The 23,448-nt window shown below is 70.4% G+C and carries 16 protein-coding genes; 8 read left to right on the plus strand and 8 right to left on the minus strand.

Translation table 11 applies throughout. From position 1 onward, the window contains the following. Window positions 1-7: 7 nt before the first annotated feature. Window positions 8-634: a TetR/AcrR family transcriptional regulator gene (locus K5L01_RS01865; RefSeq protein WP_250061420.1), complete on the minus strand. Its 627-nt coding sequence runs from the start codon at window positions 632-634 to the stop codon at window positions 8-10. A 97-nt stretch (window positions 635-731) separates the two neighbouring features. On the opposite strand from K5L01_RS01865, the gene K5L01_RS01870 reads away from it, so the two are divergent. Both K5L01_RS01870 and K5L01_RS01875 read left to right on the plus strand, forming a co-directional pair. Beyond that, window positions 732-1,970 carry a glycosyltransferase gene (locus K5L01_RS01870; RefSeq protein WP_250061422.1) on the plus strand — a complete coding sequence of 413 codons (1,239 nt, stop codon included), beginning with the start codon at window positions 732-734 and terminating at the stop codon, window positions 1,968-1,970. A gap of 403 nt (window positions 1,971-2,373) precedes the next feature. Continuing rightward, window positions 2,374-3,540, plus strand: a complete 1,167-nt coding sequence (locus K5L01_RS01875; protein ID WP_250061423.1) for a DmpA family aminopeptidase — start codon at window positions 2,374-2,376, stop codon at window positions 3,538-3,540. Between the two features lie 242 nt (window positions 3,541-3,782). Here the strand turns inward: K5L01_RS01875 and K5L01_RS01880 are convergent, their stop codons facing one another. After that, window positions 3,783-4,892, minus strand: a complete 1,110-nt coding sequence (locus K5L01_RS01880; protein WP_250061424.1) for a helix-turn-helix transcriptional regulator — start codon at window positions 4,890-4,892, stop codon at window positions 3,783-3,785. A 292-nt stretch (window positions 4,893-5,184) separates the two neighbouring features. On the opposite strand from K5L01_RS01880, the gene K5L01_RS01885 reads away from it, so the two are divergent. Further along, window positions 5,185-6,207, plus strand: a complete 1,023-nt coding sequence (locus K5L01_RS01885) for an N-acetyltransferase DgcN family protein (protein WP_250061425.1) — start codon at window positions 5,185-5,187, stop codon at window positions 6,205-6,207. Window positions 6,208-6,213: 6 nt separating this feature from the next. Then, the gene (dgcA, locus tag K5L01_RS01890) at window positions 6,214-7,197 is read left to right on the plus strand and encodes an N-acetyl-D-Glu racemase DgcA (RefSeq protein WP_250061426.1); all 984 of its coding nucleotides are present in this window, start codon (window positions 6,214-6,216) and stop codon (window positions 7,195-7,197) included. 70 nt (window positions 7,198-7,267) lie between these two features. On the opposite strand, the gene K5L01_RS01895 is transcribed toward dgcA, so the two are convergent. After that, entirely contained in the window at window positions 7,268-8,404 is a 1,137-nt protein-coding gene (locus K5L01_RS01895; protein ID WP_250061427.1) for a serine hydrolase domain-containing protein, read from the minus strand. Window positions 8,405-8,902: 498 nt separating this feature from the next. Between K5L01_RS01895 and K5L01_RS01900 the strand changes: the two genes are divergently transcribed. The 4 genes from K5L01_RS01900 (at window position 8,903) to K5L01_RS01915 (ending at window position 17,633) form a co-directional block, all read left to right on the plus strand. Further along, entirely contained in the window at window positions 8,903-11,773 is a 2,871-nt protein-coding gene (locus K5L01_RS01900; RefSeq protein ID WP_250061428.1) for a TonB-dependent receptor plug domain-containing protein, read from the plus strand. A 328-nt stretch (window positions 11,774-12,101) separates the two neighbouring features. Then, on the plus strand, window positions 12,102-14,075 hold the full coding sequence (locus tag K5L01_RS01905; protein ID WP_250061430.1) for an OPT family oligopeptide transporter: 1,974 nt from the start codon (window positions 12,102-12,104) through the stop codon (window positions 14,073-14,075). 149 nt (window positions 14,076-14,224) lie between these two features. Continuing rightward, window positions 14,225-16,291, plus strand: a complete 2,067-nt coding sequence (locus K5L01_RS01910; protein ID WP_250061432.1) for an alpha/beta hydrolase family protein — start codon at window positions 14,225-14,227, stop codon at window positions 16,289-16,291. 88 nt (window positions 16,292-16,379) lie between these two features. Continuing rightward, a complete protein-coding gene (locus tag K5L01_RS01915; protein ID WP_250061434.1) occupies window positions 16,380-17,633 on the plus strand; it encodes a DUF819 family protein in 1,254 nt (417 codons plus the stop codon). A 654-nt stretch (window positions 17,634-18,287) separates the two neighbouring features. Here K5L01_RS01915 and K5L01_RS01920 read toward each other — a convergent pair. From K5L01_RS01920 to K5L01_RS01940, 5 genes are all read right to left on the minus strand, one after another. Continuing rightward, window positions 18,288-18,512 carry a YbdD/YjiX family protein gene (locus tag K5L01_RS01920; RefSeq protein ID WP_250061436.1) on the minus strand — a complete coding sequence of 75 codons (225 nt, stop codon included), beginning with the start codon at window positions 18,510-18,512 and terminating at the stop codon, window positions 18,288-18,290. After that, a complete protein-coding gene (locus K5L01_RS01925; RefSeq protein ID WP_250061438.1) occupies window positions 18,512-20,578 on the minus strand; it encodes a carbon starvation CstA family protein in 2,067 nt (688 codons plus the stop codon). The genes K5L01_RS01920 and K5L01_RS01925 overlap by 1 nt, the downstream gene beginning before the upstream one ends. 509 nt (window positions 20,579-21,087) lie before the next feature. After that, window positions 21,088-21,552 (minus strand): hypothetical protein, encoded by a 465-nt coding sequence (locus K5L01_RS01930; RefSeq protein ID WP_250061440.1) that lies wholly within the window; start codon window positions 21,550-21,552, stop codon window positions 21,088-21,090. 186 nt (window positions 21,553-21,738) lie between these two features. Beyond that, the gene (aqpZ, locus tag K5L01_RS01935; protein ID WP_250061442.1) at window positions 21,739-22,461 is read right to left on the minus strand and encodes an aquaporin Z; all 723 of its coding nucleotides are present in this window, start codon (window positions 22,459-22,461) and stop codon (window positions 21,739-21,741) included. 86 nt (window positions 22,462-22,547) lie between these two features. Then, window positions 22,548-23,411, minus strand: coding sequence for a pirin family protein (locus tag K5L01_RS01940; RefSeq protein ID WP_250061444.1), 864 nt, complete (start codon window positions 23,409-23,411; stop codon window positions 22,548-22,550). Window positions 23,412-23,448: the final 37 nt, after the last annotated feature.

Genomic DNA, 23,448 nt, shown 5'->3' on the forward strand with positions numbered 1-23,448 from the left:
CCTGGCATCAATGGGCGGGTTTCCGCACCTCGCCGGGCGCACGGGCACCGTCGAGGAACAGGTCGGTGATTGCCCGGAATTCGTCGCGCAGGGAAGGTTCCGGGCCGTCGAGCCAGCGCAGCATGGCGCCGAAGTAGAGGTGGTGGAAGGCGGTCGCGAGCCGCTCCACGCAGAGCGCGGGGTCCAGTTCGCCGGTGTCCTGTCCCCGCGCGATCAACAGGCGCCAGGCGTCCATGGGGCCGCCGCTGCCGGGCCCGGCGGCGGCGCCGGCGTTCATCATGCGGTGCTGCAGGTATGCCCTCAGCCGTGCGGGGTGCCGTTCGCACCAGGCGGCCGAGGCGTCCAGGAGGGTGTCGATCCGGGCACGGAAGCCGCGGCGGGCGGCGATCCGTGGCTGCAGGTCCGCGAGGTCGCGCGCCAGCTGCGCTTCCAGCCAGTCGGCCAGGACCGCGTCCTTGGTGGGGAAGTGGTTGTAGAGCGTCCGCTTCGCGACGTCGGCATGGGCCGCGATCTGCTCCATGGTCACCGCGTCGTACCCGTGCAGGTCGAACAGCGCCGCTGCGGTGGCGATCAGGGTGTCGCGTGTCTGCTGGCGCTTGCGGGCACGGCGGCCCGGGGGCGGGGGGACTTCCATCGCGTTCTGGTCCTCATGATGGATGGTGTACGTGTTGCATGAGTATACGTCGTGCACTAATGTGCGTGCAGCAGGTCGAGGCCGAGGTGCGCGGACCATGAAGTTCGTTGTCGTGACGTATGGAACCGAGGGCGATACGCGTCCGCTTGCGGCGCTGTGCCATGCCTTGATCGCCGCCGGCCATGAGGCCCTGCTGCTGGCGGACGGGGGCACGCTGGCATCGGCACGGGCGCTCGGGATCCCGCATGCGGCGCTTTCCGGCGACATCCGCGCGGCACTGATGCCCGGCCAGGCGCTTTCGGCGGCGGTCCGCGAGAAGGGCGGCTTCAACCATACGGCGCGGGCGCTGGCGAAGATCGCCAATGCGCAGGCGTCCGCGTGGATGGAGCAGGTGCTGGAGGCTACCGCGGCCTGCGATGCGCTCATCGTCTCCGGCCTGGCCGCGTTCGTGGGCCTGTCGGTGGCCGAGCGGCGCGGCATCCGCGCCATCGGCACCGGGCTGATCCCGATCACCCCGACGTCGGCGTTCCCGTCGCCCTTCCTGCCCCCGCGGGCGGTGCCGCGCGTGTTGAACCGGACAAGCCAGCGGATCGTCAACGCCCTGCTCTGGACGGCTTTCCGCCGGGCGGTCAACCAGGCGCGCGTCCGCGTGTGCGGGCTGCCGCCGCGCTGGCGCGTCTGGACCGAGCACCCGATGCTGTACGGCGTCTCCCCGAGCCTCCTGCCGACGCCTGCGGACTGGCCCGCGAATGCGCGGATCTGCGGCCAGTGGAACGTGCCGGAATCCGGTTGGAGCCCGCCGCCGGATCTGGTCGACTTCCTTGCCGCGGGCGAGGCGCCGCTCTACATCGGGTTCGGCAGCATGGCGGGCTTTTCCCGGAATGCGTTCCTCGAGCGGATGGTCGAGGCGGTCGGGTCGCGGCGCGCGCTGTTCTTTCCGGGATGGAGTGGAATGGAGGGCGCGGGGCTCCCCGGCAACTTCCACACGATCGCGGAGGTCCCGCACGGCTGGCTGTTCCCGCGGGTCTCGACGGTGGTCCACCACGGTGGCTCCGGCACCACGCACTCGGCGGCCCGGGCGGGGGTGCCGTCGGTGGTGCTCCCGTTCGCCGGCGACCAGTTCTTCTGGGCCGACCGGCTGCAGCGGCTCGGGGTCGCGGCCGCCGCCGGGCCGGGCCGGGACGTGAGCGGTGCCCGGCTCGCCGCCGCACTGGCCCGGGCCGGGCAGCCGGACATGCGGGCCCGGGCGCGGGCGCTGGGCGGACGGCTCGCGCAGGAGGACGGGACGGCTGTCGCGGTGGCCGCCATCGCTGCCCTGATGGGCGGACGCGGCTGAGCGGCGCGGCCCTCGGCTCCTCGATGGCCGGGTGCCTGCGTGGATGCCGGCGGGGGCTTTGCCGGCGGTGCGCTCCCTGTGCCATGGAGGGTGGGCACAGGGGGCACCGCCGCCGTTCTCCCGTCGCCGGCGCGAGGCGCAGGTGGTCTGCAGCCCGCCGCGGGTGCACGGGCGCGGTGAGGCACTGCGGCGCGCTTCTCCGCGCCGGCGCGGAGCGGTCGCGGGCCGGGCGGCTCCTCCGGGCCGAAAATGGGGATTTCTCCCGATGCGCGGCGCGCCTGCAGGCGTCAGCATCCTGCCGGGAGGCCTGCGTTCGGAGGCCGAGGCGGCGATGCGGACCGGCAGGCGGATGCCTGCGGTACCGTGTCCGCTCTGTTCACCGTGTCTGGCTGGAGATCGTCGAATGAGGAAGCGTTGGCCCATCCTGTTGTCTGCCCTGGTCGCCGTTGGTGCGGCCGCGTCCACCCACGCCGCGGAGCAGCGTCCGCGCGCGCGTGCGGCCGGCGTCGTGATCGGCACGCTGCCGACCGGGCCGCACAATGCGATCACCGACGTGGCCGGGGTCGGCGTGGGGCATGCCACGCTGTCCGAAGGCACCCGGCTGCATACCGGGGTCACGGCGATCCTGCCGCACGCGGGCAACCTGTACCGGCAACGGGTGCCGGCGGCGATCGTGGTCGGCAACGGCTACGGCAAGCTGGCCGGCATCACCCAGGTGCAGGAACTCGGTGAGCTGGAGACGCCGATCCTGCTGACCGGGACGTTGAGCACCTGGAAGGTGGCCGACGCGGCCGTGGACTGGCTGCTGCGGCAGCCGGGCATGGAGCAGGTGCGCTCGCTCAACCCGGTGGTCGGCGAGACCAACGACGGTTACCTCAGCGACATCCGCGCACGTCCGCTGACCCCGGCCCTGGTGGAGCGGGCGCTGACCACGCCGTCCTATGGCGAGGTCGAGGAAGGGGCGGTCGGCGCCGGCGCCGGGACCGTGGCCTTCGGCTGGAAGGGCGGCATCGGCACCAGTTCGCGGCACCTGGCCGCGGACGAGGGCGGCTATACGGTGGGGGTGCTGGTGCAGAGCAATTTCGGCGGCGAACTGACCATCGCCGGGGTGCCGGTGTGGAAGGTGCTGCCGGACCCGGCCGAGCATGCGCGCAGCCAGGCGGTGCCGCCGCCGAGCACCGGTGACGGCAGCATCATGATGGTGGTGGCGACCGACGCGCCGCTGGATGCGCTGCAGCTGCAGCGGCTGGCGCGCCGCGCCCTGGTGGGGCTGGCGCGCACCGGGTCGGTGATGTCCAACGGCTCGGGCGACTATGTCATCGCGTTCTCCACCGCCAAGGACACCCTGCGCGATCCGGACGCGGCGGTGCAGCCGGCGCGCAGTGTCGCCGGCGAAGCCATGTCGCCGTTGTTCCAGGCGGCGGCCGAAGCCACCGAAGAGGCGATCGTCAATTCGCTGTTCCGCGCCGGTACGGTGCGTGGACACCGCGGGACCGCGGCGGCGCTGCCGCTGGAGCCGGTCCTGCAGGCGGTACGGGCCGCCCGGGTGCAGGAACCGCCGGCACGCTGAGCCGGCCCGACGCCGGAATGCCGTGCGGGTGCTGATCTAGCTCCCCGCGCGGCATTGCGGTGGACTGCCGCGGGTGCGGGCAGGGACCGTGACGCCGGCGCGTCCTCCTTCCCGGGGCGGCGGCCTGCCGCCAGCGGCCGCCGCCGCGAACCTCGGCCAGGGAGGGCGCGTGGCCGGGCTTGGCGGTGCCGCTCGCCGTGTGGCCGCCCGCCGCGCGGCGGCGGTGCGCAGGGCGTCCCCGCTCAGGTCAGCAGGCGTGCCAGCTGGGTACGGTTGGCCACGTTCAATTTGCGGAAGATCGAGCTGATCTGCGATTCGATGGTCTTGCGCGAGCGGCACAGGCGCTCGGCGATCGCATCGTTGCTCAGCCCCGAGGCCACCAGTCCGGCCACCTTCCGTTCGCTCGGCGACAGGCACTGCAGGGCCGGCAGGGCGCGTGCCGAGGTGACGTCGATCAGGTGCTGCTGCTCGCCTTCCGGGGCCAGGATCAGCAGGTGCTGCGCGTGGCGGAAGGAGTTGCCCGGTGCCGAGCTGATCTCCACGCGCAGGCCCTCGCCGGCGCGCTGCGGATGGGCGATGGCGAAGCTGGCGCGCTGCCCCGGTGCGGCGGCCTCGTCGGCGCTTTCCATCCAGTGCCGCAGCGGCACCTCGATGGCGCGCGGCAGGCGCGCCTGGCGTTCGGCATCCGCACTCCAGCGGCGGCACAGCCGCTTGGCTTCGCGCGACATGTACGACGGCACCAGGTCCTGGTCCACGAGCACCGCGGCCAGCGGCAGTTCGTAGAGCAGGTCCTCGACGGCCTTGTGCCGCATGCGGTCGGATTCGAGCATGCGCACCCGCTGCAGGCTGGCATCGAGCAGCGGGTGCAGCTCGGCCAGGAACCCCAGCTCGGCGTCGGACAGGTCGGTGTGCGCGGTGAGGATGCGGATGCTCAGCACCGCTTCCAGGCGCGTGTCCTGCCAGAACGCCAGGTGGATGAATTCACGCCAGCCGGGGCTGGGGTTCTGCGCCTTCAGGCGCTGCGGCGCGTGGGCGTCCTGCAGCGCGATCTGCGAGAACGTGTAGGAGCGGATCTGCGGGTTGGCGTCCAGGTAGGGGGCCGCCACCTCGAGGCTGGTGACCAGCCGGGCAGGGTCGTCGCCGGCCTCGGCCAGGTGGTGGCGTCCCTGCAGCGGCTGGTAGCCGTCGATGTCGAACAGCAGGCTGCAGGAATGGCAGGGCAGCGCCTTGTTGATCAGCGCCGTGCAGGCCTGCCACAGCGTGCCCATGTCCAGGGCCTTCACCACGGCGGCACGCTCGGCGGCCAGCGGGTCCGCGACTGTGGCGGCACTGGTGGCATCAAGCATCAACATGGCGTCTCCCGGAAACTGCGGACATCACCGCGGCACGGGTGCGGGCGGGGGTCGTCCGCGCTGGCCGGGCTGCGTGCATGGCTATGTAGCAGCGTCGCCGCACGCTGGCAAGTGGCGACGCTGTTCCACGCCGGCGGGTGCCGTACGGGGCCGGAATATCCGGGTTTTTCCCGATTCATCCGCAGGGGCGATGTGATCGAATGACAACCGATCAATTCTCAGTGCTCTGGCAAAGGTAGGCCGCCATGCAATACATGAATCAATCGCGTCGGGCCGGATGGGAGGCAAGCGCATGACCGCGTCGTTGGACAGGCTCGTGCTCAACATGCCCTACCTGCTGTTCCTCGGCGAGGAGACCAATCCGATCAAGGCCAAGACCGCCTACGGGTTGTACGACTGGAGCGTGGAGAACTGCATCGGGCAGACGCGCCTGCCGGGCGGCACGATCGACCTGGGGCTGGCGGAGATGGCGCCGGCCGAGGCCGCCGCCGCGGGCGCGCGTTCGCTGGTGATCGGGGTCACGCCGGTCGGCGGCCGCATTCCCGAACACTGGAGCCGGGTGCTGATCGCCGCCGTCGAGGCCGGGCTGGACATCGTCAGCGGGCTGCATACGCCGCTGGAGTCGGTGCCGGGCCTGGCGCAGGCGGCGGCGCGGTCGGGCGCACGGCTGGTGGACGTGCGGCGGCCGCCGGACAACCTGCCGCGTGCGACCGGCAAGCGCCGCAGCGGCAAGCGCGTGGCGATGGTCGGTACCGACTGTGCGCTGGGCAAGAAGTACGCGGCGCTGGCCCTGGCACGGGCGATGCGCGGGCAGGGCATCGATGCTGATTTCCGTGCCACCGGGCAGACCGGGATCATGATCGCCGGGGCCGGCATCGCGGTGGATGCGGTGATCGCCGATTTCATCGCCGGCGCGGCCGAATGCATCTCGCCGGACGCCGATCCGGACCACTGGGACCTGGTGGAAGGGCAGGGGTCGATGTTCCATCCGGCCTATGCCGGGGTCACCCTCGGGTTGCTGCACGGTTCGCAGGCCGACGGCCTGGTCCTGTGCCACGACCCGTTGCGCACGCACGTGGTGAGCTGGCCGGACTATCCGCTGCCGAGCCTTCCGGTCGCCCGCGACCTGTACCTGCAGATGGCGCGGATCACCAACCCGGCGGCACGCCTGGTCGGCGTGAGCCTGAACACCTCGGCGATGGACGAAGCGTCCGCGCAGGAGGCGCTCGAGCGCGTCGAACGCGAGCTGGGCGTGCCGGCCTTCGATCCCCTGCGCAGCCCCCTGGACCGGGTGGTTGCCTCGATCATGGGCTGATCGGGCATGGCACGCAGGTTGCATGCCCGGACGCATGCCTGGACGTTGAAGGAGCCCTTCGCCATCGCCCGCGGCGTACGCAGCGAGGCGCAGGTGGTGATCGTCGAGCTGCACGAGGACGGTGTGGTCGGCCGCGGCGAAGCCGGCGGCGTGGCCTACCGCGGCGAGACGCCGGAAAGCATGCTGGCGCAGATCGAACAGGTGCGCGCCGAGCTGGAACGCGGCTGCGACCGGCAGCAACTGCTGCAGTTGTTGCCGGCCGGTGGCGCGCGGCATGCGCTGGACGCGGCGCTGTGGGACCTGGAGGCGCGCCGCAGCGGTGTGCCGGCCTGGACCCTGGCCGGTGTCGGCCAGTGGCGGCCGGTGGACAGCGCGGTGACCATCGGCATCCGTGACATCGAGGCCTACGAGGCGGCGGCGCGCGCGCATGCCGACTATCCCTGGCTGAAGGTCAAGGTCGGCCGCGGTTCGCCGGTGGCGGCGGTGGCGGCGGTGCGCCGCGGTGCGCCGCGGGCGCGGCTGATCGTCGATGCCAACCAGGCGTGGAGTGTGGACGAGCTGCTGGCCTATGCGCCGGCGCTGGAGCCCTATGCGGTGGACCTGCTGGAGCAGCCGGTGCCGGTGGACCAGAGCGAAGGCCTGGGCGCCTATGCAGGGGCCATCCCGGTCTGCGCCGACGAGGCGCTGTCCACCCTGGAGGACCTGCCCGGGCTGGTCGGGCGCTACCAGTTCGTCAACATCAAGCTGGACAAGACCGGCGGCCTGACCGCGGGCCTGGAACTGGCGGCGGCCGCGCGCGCGGCGGGCTTCCGGCTGATGGTCGGCTGCATGCTGGGCGGGTCGGTATCGGTGGCCCCGGGCATGGTGCTGGCGCAGCTGTGCGAGGTCTGCGACCTGGACGGCCCCTGGCTGCAGGCCGAGGACTGGCCGGACGGCATCGTCTACACGCGTGGACGGATGGCGATGCCGGACCCCCCGCTCTGGGGGTGAATGGCGGGATCGGGCGGGGCCTACAAGGCCGGTTGCGGATGGTCCGCAACCGGCCTTTTCCATGCCCGGCTCAGTCCTGGGTGAGGGACCAGTCCACCGCCGGGTAGCGGCCTTCGCCCATGAACGTGGCCAGCACCTGCTTGTAGGTGGCCGGGCCGTTCTCGCTGTTGGTCAGCAGCACCAGGCTCTCGCCGCTGGCGGGGTCGAGCATGAACAGCGCCTTGAAGCCGGGGTTGTCGCCCCAGTGCCAGACCATCTGCCGGCCATCGACGTCCTGCAGGCCGACGCCCAGGCCCCAGGCGATGAACGGGTCGGCGGCATTGGGCGCGGCCGGGTCGGCGGCGTCGCTGGACGGCGTGAACATCGCCGCGCGCGTCGCCGGCTGCAGGCCTTCGCCCCGGTACAGCGCCTTGTGCACGAAGTTGCCGTAGTCGTGGGCGGTGGTCACCAGCGTCCAGGCGGTATTGCCCCAGCCGAACACCCGGTCCGGCTCGGGCGTGCCGTCCCCGGCGTGGCCGGAGGCATGGCGCCCGGCCACCTCGGGATCGGTGACGAAGCTGCTGTCGGGCATGTCCATGCGCGAGAACACCTCTTCGGCGGCCAGCGTGTTCCAGTCGCGGCCGGTGAGGTGCTCGATGGTCCGCTGCAGCAGGTAGAAGCCCTCGCCGGAATAGGCGAAGCGGGTGCCGGGCGTGAAGCGCGGCCGCAGCGGGGTCTGGTCGATCGCCGGGTTGGACGGGGAGATCTCCCAGTTGGGCAGGCCGCTGGTGTGGTTGAGCGCCATGCGCGCGGTGATGGTGCGGGCCTGGGGATTGTCGCGGGTGCGCTCGGAGGGCCAGTAGGACCACAGCGGCGTGTCCAGGTCGAGCAGCCCCTGGTCGACCAGGCGCAGGGCGATGTAGGCACCGACCACCTTGGACAGCGAGGCGGCCTGGAACAGGGTGGTGTCATCGACCCTGCGTTCGGCGCCGGCCTTGGCCACACCGTGGCAATAGAGTGCCTGGCGGCCATGGCCGGCATAGGCCAGCTGCGCGCCCGGCACCGCCTGCGCGCGCATGGCCGCGGAGAACGCCTCCAGCCGTGCCGCGGCGTCGCCGGACGGAACGGTGGACGCTGTGCTGCAGCCGTAGCGGGTGCTGGCGTCGGCAGCGGGTGGCTGGGCATGGGCACCGCCCAGAGGGAACAGTGCCAGCGCCAGAACGGCCATGCGTGATGCGTGGGTCTTCATCTTTTCCCCGGTGTCTTCGGAAAGGGTGCCGCACCGCGTCGCGGGTGGGCGGGTATGGGCCGGTCCGGCCCCCGCGCGGCGTGGCGGCGCGGGCGTCCGGGGCCACCGAACGATACCGCATCCCTGCACGCTTGGAAGCGGTTTTTCCCGGTATTTCCAGTCGGTTTCCGATGTCACGGATCGTCGCCCGGATGCGCCGCACCCGCCGCTCAAGAATCGGGGTTTCTCCCGATGCAGGACACGCGCCGCTGCCCCTAGGATCGAGGGCAGGTTCCGGAAGAGTGCGGCGGGTGCAACCGCCGCCGTCCAGCCGGAGCCGCCCCAGGTCCGCGCATCGCGGCGCGCGCCACGCATGCCGCCGCCGATCGCCGCAGCCATGCCGGGGAACAGGGACAGGGTCGTCCCTCAGCTACAGGCCACCATCACCGCAACGCCATTCAGCCGATCCATATCGAGCCACTGGGGAGACGTACCATGATGTCCTTTCGCCACCATCCATCGCAGCGCTGCCGCCTGAGGGCGGCGATCCTCATGACCCTGGCGTTGCCGGTCGCCGCCCTGGCCGCCGGCGCCGCGCATGCGCAGGACGCGGCGCAGGACGGCACTGCCGGCAGCGAGCCGGCCCGGACCCTGGACAAGATCGAGGTCACCGGTTCGCGCATCAAGCGGTCCGAGGTCGAAGGACCGTCGCCGGTGGTGATGATCACCGGCGAGGACATCAAGAAGCAGGGCTACAGCACCGTGGCCGAGGCCCTGCAGACGCTGACCCAGTTCAACGGCGACGTCGTCGGCGGCGAGTTCAACGCCAGCTCCACGCAGCCGGACGCCTCGTTCCTCAACCTGCGCGGCATGGGCGTCGGCTACCAGCTGATCCTGCTCAACGGCAAGCGCATGACCGAATACGCGGCCAGCTCCGGCGCGGCCTCCACCGGCGTCAGCATCGGCAGCATCCCGGCCGTGGTGGTGGAGCGCATCGAGGTGCTCAATGGCGGCGCCTCGGCGATCTACGGCTCCGACGCCGTCGCCGGCGTGGTCAACATCGTCACCCGCGACAACTGGGAAGGGAACCACCTGCGGATCCGCGGCGGCACCACCACCAATGGCGGCGGCGATACCGGGCAGTTCCAGTTCAGCGGCGGCAAGACCTGGGACCGCGGCAACATCACCTACGCCTTCGAGCAGCTGAACCGCAACCCGATCTTCTCCTGGCAGCGCGGCAACATCATCCGAACCGGCATGAACGCGCCGGGCAATGCCGGCAGCGACCGTCCGACCTTCGGCCTGGACAGCGCGCTGATGGACGGCAGCTACAACGGCAACTACTGGCTGGACAGCAGCGGCCGCTTGATCCACACCGACAACGTCGACGCGGCCACCGCCGCCGCGGCGCTGGCGCACACCTGCCGCACCATGGGCAGCAACTACTTCCCGATGTACGGCTCGTCCAGCGATGCGCTGCCCAGTTCGTGCGGCAACGCCAACTACTACGACGGCGACACGCTGGCCAACAAGTACAACAAGACCTCGGCCTACGTGTCGGGCAGCTTCCGCTTCAGCGACACCGTGGAAGCCTACGGCCAGCTGCTGGTGCAGCGCTCCAAGAGCGAGGCCGCGCACCGCACCAGCATGTACCTGTACAACTCCGGCGACGCCTACGACGTCACCCTCGGCAAGTTCGAATACTGGCGCGCACTGGACCCCAACGAGATCGGCGGTGCGCCGATGCGCATCTGGGAGGAGAACACGCTCAGCGCCAACCTCGGCGTGCGCGGCATGATCGGCGACCGCTTCGACTGGGACGCCAGCCTGAGCCTGTCGCGCGACGAGATGAAGAGCAGCTGGAAGCAGCTGATCACCGACCGCGTACACCGCTACCTGTTCGGCGAGAAGGTCGGCGACGTCAATGGCGCGCCGCTGTACCAGGTCGATCCGTCGGTGCTGTTCAACCCGGTCAGCCCCGAGCAGTACGCTTCGATGGTCGACACCGTCCGCAACCGCAACCTGTCGCAGACCGCGCAGGCGCAGTTCGTGCTCAGCGGCCGGCTGTTCAGCCTGCCGGCCGGCGACGTCGAGATGGCCTCGGTGTTCGAAGCCTCGCACTCCAAGTACGAGCTGCGCCCGGACCGCCGCAGCCTGAGCACCTACCAGGGCCCGGACCGGACCTTCAACGACACCGGCGTGGCCGGCGGCGGCCCGCGTGACCGCTACGGCGCCGGCATCGAGTTCCGCATCCCGCTGCTGCAGCGCCTGGTGGCCAACGTCGCCGGCCGCTGGGACAAGTACGACGACATTTCCGATGTCGGCGACGCGACCACCTGGCAGGCCAGCCTGGAATGGCGTCCGTTCGACAACCTGCTGCTGCGCGCCAGCCGCCAGACCAGCTTCATGGCGCCGAACATCATGTGGCTGTACGGCGAGCCGGTGACCAACTACGACGACTACATCACCAACTACTACCTGTGCCGCGTGGACGGCATCGACCTGGGCACCACCGCCGGCATGACCAAGTGCGCCAGCGAGCACCACGAGGCCGCCTGGTACGTGGAGGGCGGCAACAACAGCCGCCTGCACGAGGAGACCGCCACCTCCAACGGCCTGGGCATCGTCTGGGACGTGACCGACAAGCTGTCGCTCAGTGCCGACTACTGGGAGATCAAGCTCAAGGGCAAGAGCCAGTACCTGGACACCGCCACGCTGATGAGCGAGAACGCCAACTGCCTGCTGGGCCGGCGTGTGGACGGCACCGCGGTCGACCCGAACTCCGGCGCCTGCGCGATCTACCTCGACTACGTCAAGCGTGATGCCGCCGGCGGTGTCACCGAGTACTTCCTGGACGCCATCAACCAGGCCGGCGTGCGCACCAAGGGTGTGGACGCCAGCCTGCGCTATGCCTGGAGCATCGGCACGCTCGGCGACTTCACCCTGAACGCCGGCTACAGCCGCACCCTGGGCTACGACGTGCAGATCGCCGCCGGCGACCCGTGGCAGGACTACATGGGCTGCTCGTATTCGTCCACCCACAGCTGCGGCAACCAGCCGCTGGCATTCCGTTCGCGCACCAACTGGACCCTTGGCTGGAACCGCGACGACTGGGCCGCCAGCGTGTACGGCTACCGCAACGGCGGCCGCGTGAACTACCAGGCCAGCGCCTTCCTGCCGTCGTACGTGCAGTGGAACGCCAGCGTGTCCAAGCAGATCACCGAGCGTGTGCGCCTGGGCCTGGACGTGACCAACCTGTTCGACTCGTACGGCCCGAAGGACCGCAGCATGACCTGGTATCCGTTCTACCAGAACCTCTACGGCATCCAGGGACGCGCGTTCTACATCAACCTGGACATCGATTTCTGACCGGTCCGAAACGGTCGACGGTACGCTGCCGTGGGGTGTCCCGCGGCAGCGGCCGGAACGGTGCACGGCACGCCCCCTACGTGCCCCGCGGTCCAGCGCGGACGGCGCGGATTCCAGTCGCGGTTCGTCCGGCATCGGCATGCCGGCGTCCCGGGCACCTGGGGGTATTGCGGCGCCCCTCCGGGCGCCACCTCCGGGAAGCGGGAGGCGCGCAGGGGCCGCCGGTGCCGTTTCCGGTTGCCGGAGCAGGGGGCGATGCTGCAGGACCGCTGGACTTGCCATTAAGCGGACGTTAGCGTTGCAGCGCTTTCTCCAGCAGGGATTTCCCATGAACAACGCTGCGCCTCGGCAGCTTACTCTCCGTGCGGTGCTGCTCGCCGTCGTGCTGGCGGTGATCCTGGCCGCCGCCAATGCCTACCTGGGGCTGTTCGCCGGGTTGACCATCGCCACCGCCATCCCCGCCGCCGTCGTCTCGATGGGCGTGCTGCGGCTGCTCGGCGGCGGCACCATCCTGGAGAACAACATCGTCCAGACCGGGGCCTCGGCCGGTTCGTCGATCGCCGCCGGGGTGATCTTCACCATCCCGGCGCTGGTGATCATGGGCTACTGGCCGGACTTCAAGTACTGGTGGGTGCTGGGCATCGCCGGTCTCGGCGGCCTGCTCGGCGTGCTGTTCTCGGTGCCGCTGCGGCGTTCGATGATCGTCGAGGACCCGCTGCCGTTCCCGGAGGGCAAGGCCGCGGCCGAGGTGCTCAAGGCCGGCGAGAACCCGGGCCCGGGCATGAAGATCCTCGCCGTGTCGGCGATGATCGGCGGCCTGGTCAAGCTGGCCGCGGCCTCGGGCCTGCGCCTGCTGCCCGATGCCTGGGCACAGTCGGCCTATGTCGGCGGCTCGCGGATCACCGCCTTCATCGGCACCAACCTGTCGCCGGCGCTGCTGGGCGTGGGCTACATCGTCGGCCTCAACGTCGGCATCGTGGTGGTCTCTGGCTCGATCCTCTCCTGGCACATCGCCATTCCGCTGTACCAGGCGTTCTTCGTCGACGGCAACGCGGCGCTGGCCGGCGCCATCGCCGATGCCGGTGCGGCCGATGCCGCCTTCACCATTTGGGGGGCGCAGATCCGCTACCTGGGCGTGGGCGCCATGCTGATCGGCGGCGTCTGGACGCTGTTCTCGCTGCGCAAGTCGCTGGTCAAGGGCATCAAGAGCGGTTTCGCCGCGGCCCGCAAGAGCACCGGCAGCGCGCAGCTGGCCGAGACCGAGCGCGACCTGCCGATGAAGTGGATGCTGATCGCGCTGGTCGCCTTCACCCTGCCGTTGCTGGGCCTGTACCAGGCGATCGTCGGGCAGTGGCACGTGAGCGTGCCGATGACGCTCATCATGATCGTGGCCGGCTTCCTGTTCGTGTCGGTATCGGCCTACCTGGCCGGCCTGATCGGTTCGTCCAACAACCCGGTGTCGGGCATCACCATCTCCACCATCCTGTTCGCCTCGGCGGTGCTGGTGCTGCTGATGGGCCGCGATTCGGCGCTGGGCCCGGTGGCGGCGATCATGATCGGCGCGGTGGTGTGCTGCGCGGCGGCCGTGGGCGGCGACAACCTGCAGGACCTCAAGGCCGGGTACCTGGTCGGCGCCACGCCGTGGAAGCAGCAGCTGATGCTGGGCATCGGCGCGTTCTCGTGCGCGCTGATCATGGCCCCGGTGCTGAACCTGCTGGCGCACGCCTACGGCATCGGCGCGCCCACCGCGGAACACCCCAATGCACTGGCGGCGCCGCAGGCCAACCTGATGGCCTCGGTGGCGCGCGGCCTGTTCGGCGGCGAGCTGCCGTGGGCGATGATCGGCCTGGGGGCCGGCGTCGGCGCGCTCATCATCGCCATCGACGAATGGCTGAAGAAGACCGGCAAGCGTTTTCGGGTGCCGGTGCTGGCCGCGGCCATCGGCATCTACCTGCCGCTGGAGCTGATGGTGCCGATCTTCCTGGGCGGCCTGCTGGCGCACCTGGTCGAGCGCTTCCACAAGCTGCGGGCCGACGATGACGACGGCCGCGACCGGGTGCACCGCCCGGGCGTGCTGTTCGCCGCCGGACTGATCACCGGCGAGGCGCTGATGGGCATCGCCATCGCCATCCCGATCGTGGCCAGCGGCCGCGGCGACGTGCTGGCGATCCCGCTGGGCGGCTTCGCCGGGACCTGGGCCGGGCTGTCGGCCTGGGTGGGCCTGGCGGTGCTGTTCCTGGTCGGCTGGCTGCTGTACCGGGTCGGCAGGAAGGGCGAGCAGGCCGCGCCGGCCGGGCGCTGAGTCCACCCGTTCCACGGTTTTCCGGCAGGGCCCCGCGCAGGCGGGGCCTTGCCGTTGCCGGCGGTTGGCGGCGGCATGACTTCAAGCCTTTGCATGACCGCGGCCGCCACGCCTACCATCCACGGTTTGCCACACCCCGGGAGGATCCCATGAAGCGCCGTCACGCTCTGTTGCCGCTGTGCCTGCTCGCCGTGCTGCCGTCGCTGGCCAGCGCCCGCGGTTTCGATGTCCGCGACATGGTCGCGCTGGACCGCGTGTCCGCACCGCTGCTCAGCGCCGGTGGCGCCCAGGTGGTGTTCGCCAAGCGCGTGGTCGATGCCGACCTCAAGGCTGCCAGCAGCCTGTGGATCCGCGACCTGCGCACCCGCGACATGGCACCGCCGCGGCCGCTCACCCCGGCCGGCTGGAACGTCCACTCCGCCGCGCTCTCGGCCGATGGCGGCAGCGTGTACTTCCTCAGCGGCAGGAGCGGCAGCCAGCAGCTCTACGTGATGCCGCTGGCCGGCGGCACGCCGCGGCAGCTGACCGACTTCGCGCTGGACGTGGACAGCTACCGCATCTCGCCGCAGGGCGACCGGGTGCTGTTCAGCACCGGGGTGTTCCAGGACTGCGGTTCGGACCTGGCCTGCACCGCCACACGGCTGGCGGAGCGCGGGAAGGCGAAGAACAGCGGCGTCGTGTTCGACAGCATGTTCGTGCGCCATTGGGACGCCTGGGCCGACGGCCGCCGCAACACCCTGTTCGTGGCGCCGCTGCCGGCGGCCGGAGCGGCGGCGGTGAAGGGCGCTTCGGCGATCAGCGCCACGCTGGCCGGCGATGCGCCGTCCAAGCCCTTCGGCGGCAACGAGGACTTCGTGTGGTCGCCGGACGGCACTTCGGTGGTGGCCAGCATCCGCGTGCAGGGCCGCCAGGAGCCGTGGTCGACCAACTTCGACCTGTACAGGCTCGATGCCGACGGCAAGCAGGCGCCGGTCAACCTGACCGCCGGCAATCCCGCCTGGGATGCCGGCCCGGTGTTCAGCGCCGACGGCAAGACCCTGTACTACCGGGCGATGAAGCGCCCGGGCTTCGAGGCCGACCGCTTCGCCCTGATGGCACTGGACCTGGCCAGCGGCCAGGCGCGCGAGATCGCCCCGCAGTGGGACCGCTCGGCCGACGGCATCGTGCTCTCCGCCGACGGCGCCACGCTCTACACCACCGCCCAGGACATGGGCGAGCACCCGCTGTTCGCGGTCGATATCGCCGCCGGCACGGTGGACAAGCTGGTGGGCGAGGGCAGCATCTCGGCCTTCGACATCGCCGGTGACACCCTGGCCTTCACCCGCAACTCGCTGGTGAGCGGCGACCAGCTCTTCACCGCCACCACCGCCGCCGGTACGCCGTTGCGCGCGATCACCCAGAGTGCCGGCGACATGCTGCCGGAGGTGGACTTCGGCGATTTCGAGCAGTTCTCCTTCAAGGGGTGGAACAACGAGACCGTGCATGGCTACGTGGTCAAGCCGCACGACTACCGCGAGGGCGAGAAGTACCCGGTGGCGTTCCTGATCCACGGCGGTCCGCAGGGCAGCTTCGGCAACGGCTGGAGCTACCGCTGGAACCCGCAGACCTATGCCGGCCAGGGCTATGCGGTGGTGATGATCGATTTCCACGGCTCCACCGGCTACGGCCAGGCCTTCACCGACGCGATCAGCCAGCACTGGGGCGACCGCCCGCTGGAGGACCTGCAGAAGGGCTGGGCCGCGGCCCAGCAGAAGTACGGCTTCCTCGACGGCGACAAGGCCTGCGCGCTGGGCGCCAGCTACGGCGGCTTCATGGTCAACTGGATCGCCGGCAACTGGAACGAGCCGTGGAAGTGCCTGGTCAACCACGACGGCGTGTTCGACCAGCGCGCCATGGGCTACGCCACCGAAGAGCTGTGGTTCATGGAGTGGGAGCAGGGCGGAACGCCCTACGATGTCCCGCAGAACTACGAGAAGTTCAATCCGGTCAACCACGTCGCCGACTGGCGCAAGCCGATGCTGGTGGTGCAGGGCCAGCAGGACTTCCGCATCCCGGTGGAGCAGGGCCTGGCCACCTTCACCGCGCTGCAGCGCAAGGGCATCGAGTCGAAGCTGCTGTACTTCCCGGACGAGAACCATTGGGTCCTCAAGCCGCACAACAGCCTGCAGTGGCACGACACCGTCAATGCCTGGCTGAAGCAGTACATCGGCCGCTGAACCGGCGGCCGCCGGGCGCGCTCCATGCGGGGCGCGCCCGTGCCGGTTGTCCGGCAAGCGCATTCCACACCAGATCGAGGGAGGGGCGATGACGCCCGCGAGCACTGCACCGCTGATCACCAACGACATCGTCGGCCTGGGCCTGATCGCCGCCACTTTGGGTACGATCTTCTACCTGTCCAGCCGCCAGGACGGTTTCTGGAAGAAGTTCTTCAGTTGGGTGCCGGCACTGCTGCTGTGCTATTTCATCCCGGCGATCTACAACACCGCCGGGGTCATCGACGGCCATGCCACCAAGCTCTACGACCCGGTGGCGCGCGACGTGCTGCTGCCGGCGGCCCTGGTGCTGCTGACGGTCTCCATCGACCTCAAGGGCATCATCCGGCTGGGGCCCAAGCTGCTGATCATGTTCGTCACCGGCACCGTGGGCATTATGCTCGGCGCGCTGGTGTCCTTCCAGGCGATGCGGCTGATCCACCCGCCCACCGTCGCCGGCGACACCTGGGCGGGGATGGCCGCGCTGGCGGGCAGCTGGATCGGCGGCGGCGCCAACATGGCGGCGATGCGCGAGACCTTCAACGTCGATGCCACCACCTTCGGCCAGTTCGCGGTGGTGGACGTGGTCTGCGCCAGCATCCTGCTGATGCCGTCGCTGATCTGGCTGGCCGGCCGTGCCGCGGGGATCGACGCGCGCAACGGGGCCGATACCTCGGCGATCGACGACATGAAGCGGCGGATCGCCGACTACCAGGCCAAGAGCGCGCGCATCCCGACCCTGACCGACCTGATGGTCATCGTCGGCGTCGGGCTGGGCGTGGTCGGGGCGGCGCATGCGCTGGCCACGCCGTTGGCGGCCTGGTGCGGGGCGAACCTCGGCTTCGCCAAGCAGGCCTCGCTGGACAACGCGTTCGTCTGGGTGGTGATGCTGTCCACCATCGCCGGGCTGGCGCTGAGCTTCACCCGGGTGCGCGAGCTGGAAGCGGCCGGAGCCTCCAAGGTCGGCACCCTGTTCCTGTATTTCCTGATCGCCTGCATCGGCATGCAGATGGACCTGTTGTCGTTGCTGGAGCGCCCCTGGCTGTTCCTGCTGGGGGTGATCTGGATGGGTACCCACGTGCTGCTGCTGTACGTGGTGGCACGGCTGCTCAAGGCACCGATGTTCTTCCTGGCCATCGGCTCGCAGGGCAATGTCGGCGCGGCGGCCTCGGCGCCGGTGGTGGCCGCGGCGTTCCACCCGAGCCTGGCGCCGGTGGGCGTGCTGCTGGGTACCGTGGGCTACGCCACCGGTACCGTGCTGGCCTACATCACCGGGCTGATGCTCAAGTGGATGGCCGGAGCCTGACGGCCCACGCCCGGCAATGGCAGGCAGAGGGCGCCGGCAAGGCGCCCTCCGCGCATCACCGGCCGGGAACATCCGGGCGCGATGCCAGGGGCGTCCCAGTCCCATCGCCGCCTGCATCCAGGGAAAGCGGGGCCTCGCCCCGCTGCGGCATTCACGGGCAGTCCCCCGCCGGGCGCTACCCGGCGCTACAGCGCCGCCACGACCCGGGCCCCGGTAGAGCGGGGCCTCGCCCCGCACGGGCAGTCCCCCGCCGGGCGCTGCCCGGCGCTACAGCGCCGCCATGACCCGGGCCCCGGTAGAGCGGGGCCTCGCCCCGCTGCGGCATTCACGGGCAGTCCCCCGCCGGGTGCTGCCTGGCGCTACAGCGCCGCCACGACCCGGGCCCCGGTAGAGCGGGACCTCGCCCCGCTATGGCATTCACGGGCAGTCCCCCGCCGGGCGCTGCCCGGCGCTACAGCGCCGCCATGACCCGGGCCCCGGTAGAGCGGGGCCTCGCCCCGCTGCGGCACTCGCGGGCAGCCCCCGCCGGGCGTTGCCGGGGCGACAGCGACACCCTGACCGGAGCCTTGCCGCGACAGGGTGGCCGGCATCGCCTGCGGGAAAGGCGGAAGGCCACCTTCCGGCGGCCTTCCCGTTCCCGCACCGTATGGGCGCTCAACAGCAGCGGAAGCCCTTGCCGCCGCCGAATCGGGCTTCCTGCCGTTCGCGGAAGAAGGTCTTGTAGTCCATGACCTCGCGCCCGGGGTGCTTCTCGCGCATGTGCCGCACGTAGTTGTCGTAGTCGGGCACGCCGCAGCACAGGCGCGCGGTCTGCACCAGGCGCCGCCAGGTGCGGCGGAAGGCCTGGTGCTGGCCGGCCGGGACCAGTGCGGTGCCCATCACAGGTCCATCTCGTGCGGCTTGAGCGCCACGTACGGGGTTTCATGGTCGGTACGCACGCTGGAGCGGCGCGCGGCGGCGATGGTCCTGAGCGAATACACCAGCACCGCGAACACCACGAACAGGAACAGCGCGGTGAGTCCGGCGTTGATGTAGTTGTTGAGCATCACCTGCTGCATCTGCCCGAGGTCCTTGGACGGCGGCAGCAGGTTGCCGGCGGCGATGGCGTCGCGGTACTTGTGCGCCTGGGCGATGAAGCCCACCGCCGGCTCGCTGGAGAAGATCTTGATGAAACCCGCGGCGGTCGTGCAGATCAGCAGCCAGACCGCGGGGATGATAGGCACCCACGCGTACTGCGCCTTCTTGGCCTTGAACAGCACCACGGTGCACAGCAGCAGGGCGACACCGGCCAGCATCTGGTTGGCGATGCCGAACAGCGGCCACAGCATGTTGATGCCGCCCAGCGGGTCGGTGACGCCCTGGTACAGGAAATAGCCCCACAGCGCCACGCAGCCGCCGGTGGCGATGAAGCTGGCCACCCACGAATCGGTGCGCCGCAGCGCCGGCACGAAGTTGCCGAGCAGGTCCTGCAGCATGAAGCGCCCGGAGCGGGTGCCGGCATCCACCGCGGTGAGGATGAACAGCGCTTCGAACAGGATGGCGAAGTGGTACCAGAAGGCCATCATGCCGTCGCCCGGCAGCACCGCGTGCAGGATCTGCGCGATGCCCACCGCCAGCGTCGGTGCACCGCCGGCGCGGGAGAGGATGGAGTGCTCGCCGATCTCCGCGGCGGTCGCGGTGAGCTGCTCCGGGGAGATGGTGAAGCCCCAGCTGCTGACCACCTGCGCGGCGTTGGCGACGTCGGTGCCGATCACCGCCGCGGGGCTGTTCATCGCGAAATAGATGCCCGGCTCGATGATCGAGGCGGCGACCATCGCCATGATCGCCACGAACGATTCCATCAGCATGCCGCCATAGCCGATGTAGGCGGCATGGCGTTCGTTGGCCAGCAGCTTGGGCGTGGTGCCGGAGGAGATCAGCGCATGGAAGCCGGACACCGCGCCGCAGGCGATGGTGATGAACAGGAACGGGAACATGCCGCCCTTCCACACCGGACCGGTGCCGTCGGCGAACTGGGTCAGCGCCGGCATCTTCAGTTCCGGCATTACGATCAGGATGCCGATCGCCAGGCCGACGATGGTGCCGATCTTGAGGAAGGTGGACAGGTAGTCGCGCGGCGCCAGCAGCAGCCATACCGGCAGCACCGCGGCGACGAAGCCGTAGCCGATCAGCATCCAGGTGATCTGCACGCCGGTGAAGGTGAACATCGGCCCCAGCACCGGGTCGGCGGCGACCCGGCCGCCGTACCAGATCGCGGCCAACAACAGGACCAGGCCGACGAGGGAGATCTCGCCGATCCGGCCGGGCCGCACGTAGCGCATGTACAGCCCCATCAGCAGCGCGATGGGCATCGTCGCGATGACGGTGAACATGCCCCAGGGGCTGCCTTCGAGCGCCTTGACCACGATCATCGCCAGCACCGCCAAGATGATGATCATGATCATGAACACGCCGAACAGGGCGATGGTGCCGGGTACCGGTCCCATCTCCTCGCGCACCAGGTCGCCGAGCGAGCGGCCGTTGCGGCGGCTGGAGATGAACAGGATCATCAGGTCCTGCACCGCACCGGCCAGCACCACGCCGGCGATCAGCCACAGGGTGCCGGGCAGGTAGCCCATCTGCGCCGCGAGCACCGGGCCGACCAGCGGGCCGGCGCCGGCGATCGCCGCGAAATGGTGGCCGAACAGCACGTGCTTGTTGGTCGGCACGTAGTCCAGGCCATCGTTGTGGACCACCGCCGGCGTGGCGCGCGTGGGGTCCACCCCCAGCACCTTGTTGGCGATGAACAGCCCGTAGTAGCGGAACGCGACCAGGTACAGTGAGACCGCCGCGGCCACGATCCACAGTGCGTTGATGTGCTCGCCGCGGCGCAGCGCCACGACACCCAGGCAGAACGCGCCGATCAGCGACAGCGCTGCCCATCCGGCCTTGGAGAAACCTTTCATCGAGCCACCTCGCGGGAAGACCGTTGCAAGAGTCCTCCCGTGGCGGCCGGGGGTCAACGCTCCGGAGGGGCTGGAAGGATGCGACTTTGGTCTTAGCCGGGTGCCGCCGCCGGGGCATCGGCGCGGTGCGGACAGCGCTCCTGGAGCGGTCGGTCGCGGCGAGGGCGGTGGCCCACGGCGCCCATCGCCGGTGCCGCCACGGAGGCCGGGCCGTGGCGGATTCGCCCGTTGCGCGCGCCACGCGGCATGCCCGCGTCCGACGGTGCCGGCGTGCGTGCGCCCAAGGGCAGCCGTGTCCGGGTTCGATCCGTTGCGGGCGCCCGATGAATCCGTCGACGGCCGCGACGTGCGACACCATCGCCGGCGTCCCCGGGGCCCCGCGCCACGGCGTCGAGACGGTCACTTTCCTGTTCGCGGGGCACCTGCGCCACCCCGGTAACGCGGGGCCGCCCACGCCCGGCAGCGTGCCGCCGGCGGGCGCCGCGCCGGTCCGCGGCGTGGCCTGCCGGCTAGCGCGCGTGTCCGGCCAGGCCGCTGTCGGCCGAGCCCAGTTCGCCGGTGACCTGCTGCAGCGCGGCCAGTTCACCGGCGTCGCCGGCGTCTATCCAGATCTGCGCATAGTGGTTGCGGGCCAGCTTGACGGTGGTGATGCGCCGGAAATCCAGGCCGGGCACGTCGCGGCCGCCCATGTCCGGCGTATACCAGTACAGGCTCTCGCCCCCGAAACTGCCGCGCTCGGCGCGCAGCGTGCGGTTGAAGTTGAGCCCCGGATCGCGCGGCGTCAGCATCACGTTCAGGACGATGCGGCCATCGCCGGCCGCGGCCTTGCAGACGATGAAGTCGCTCTGCGCCTGTTCCTGCCACTGCAGGCCACTGGCCGCAGGCAGCGATGGACAGCCGGCCTGCTGCGCAGACACCTCGGCGCTGCCGGCGAGCAGCAGCAGACAGCCAACCGTACGTACGTTTTTCAGCATGCCTTCCCCCGGATCGTCGGCCCTGCGGGCCTGACGGCAGTGTTGTAGGTCTGCAACGGTTTCCCCGTGGGCGCTCCACCCCTGCCCGATGCGGGCGTCCATGCAACGCGCCCGATGCGTTTTTACGGTAGTACAAAAAGACCGGCGGCCGCAAACCGGCGGCCGCCGTTCCGCCAGCCGGCAGGATCAACGCGGCTCGTTGCCGAGCCACCTGTAGAGCAGGCCGCCGACCAGTGCGCCCAGGAACGGCGCCAGCCAGAACAGCCACAGCTGGCCCAGCGCCCCCGACCCGGCGAACACGGCCACGGCGGTCGAGCGGGCCGGATTCACCGAGGTGTTGGTGACCGGGATGCTGATCAGGTGGATCAGGGTCAGCGCCAGGCCGATCGCGATCGGCGCAAAGCCGGCCGGTGCCCGGCCGTGGGTGGCGCCCATGATCACCACCAGGAACATCGCGGTCATCACCACTTCGCACAGGAAGGCGGCGGCCATGCTGTAGCCGCCCGGGGACAGCGCACCGTAGCCGTTGCTGGCGAAGGCGCCGGCCTGGCTGCCGTCGATCGCGAAGTCCGGCTGGCCCTGGGCGATCTGCAGCAGAAGGAAGCCGGCGAGGAGGCCGCCCAGCACCTGGGCGATGATGTACGGCACCAGGTCCTTGCCGGCGAAGCGGCCACCGGCCCACAGGCCGAGGCTGACCGCCGGGTTGAAGTGGGCGCCGGACACGTGCCCGAAGGCATAGGCGCCGGTCAGCACGGTCAGGCCGAAGGCCAGTGCCACGCCGTGGAACCCGATGCCCAGCGGATTGCCGTCACCGCCGAACTTGGCGGCCAGTACGGCGCTGCCGCAGCCGCCGAGCACCAGCCAGAACGTGCCGAGGAATTCGGCCGCCAAACGTTTGTCCCTGCGCATCCTGCATTCTCCCCAATGGCCCGGAATGGACGCAGGCAACATACCCACAAACTGTGATGTCGGTGTGTTCGAAGCGTTAAGAGGCGTCAGCGCTCCGGCAGTGGAATGAACTCCTGGTCGTCGCCGGGAATCGTGCCGAAGCGGCCCTCGCGCCAATCCTCCTTGGCCTGCTCGATGCGCTCCTTCGAGCTGGAGACGAAGTTCCACCACAGGTGCCGGCGGCCATCGAGCGGCTCGCCGCCCATCAGCATCGCCTTGACCGGGGTCTTCGCGCGCAGCCGCCCTCGCGCGCCCGGCTCCGGGACCACCAGGTGCTGGACCGGGATGTCCACGCCGTCGAGCTGGGCGTCGCCTTCCAGCAGGTAGAGCGCGCGTTCGGCATGCGTGGTGTCCAGGTCGATCTCCGCGCCGGGCTCCAGGTCGATGGCGACATTGAGCGTGTCGGCGAACACCCGCACCGGGGATTCCTCACCATAGGCGCGGCCGGCGATCACCCGCAGCCAGGCGCCGTCGCGGCGCTGCTGCGGCAGCTGCGCCGCGCTGAAGTGATGGAATGCCGGCGCGGTTTCCTCGTGGTCCTTCGGCAACGCCACCCAGGTCTGCATGCCGTGCAGCGGGTGGTCGTGTTCGCGCTCGCGCGGCGGTGTGCGCTCGGAATGGGCGATGCCGCGGCCGGCGGTCATCCAATTGACGTCGCCGGGGCGGATGACCTGGTCCGAGCCGAGCGTGTCGCGGTGGCCGATGGCCCCGGACCAGAGGAAGGTGACCGTCGCCAGGCCGATGTGCGGGTGCGGGCGCACGTCGATGCCGCGGCCCGGCGCGAACACCGCCGGGCCCATGTGGTCGACGAACACGAACGGACCGACGCTGCGCGCCTCCAGCGTCGGCACGGCACGGCGCACCTGGAAACCGCCGAGGTCATGGACGCGGGGGCTGATGATCGTGGTCATGACGGGGCTCCATTGCGGGGACGGGCAGCATGGCATG

Source organism: Stenotrophomonas mori (assembly GCF_023556335.1).
In the GTDB taxonomy this organism is placed as follows: Bacteria; Pseudomonadota; Gammaproteobacteria; order Xanthomonadales; family Xanthomonadaceae; genus Stenotrophomonas; species Stenotrophomonas mori.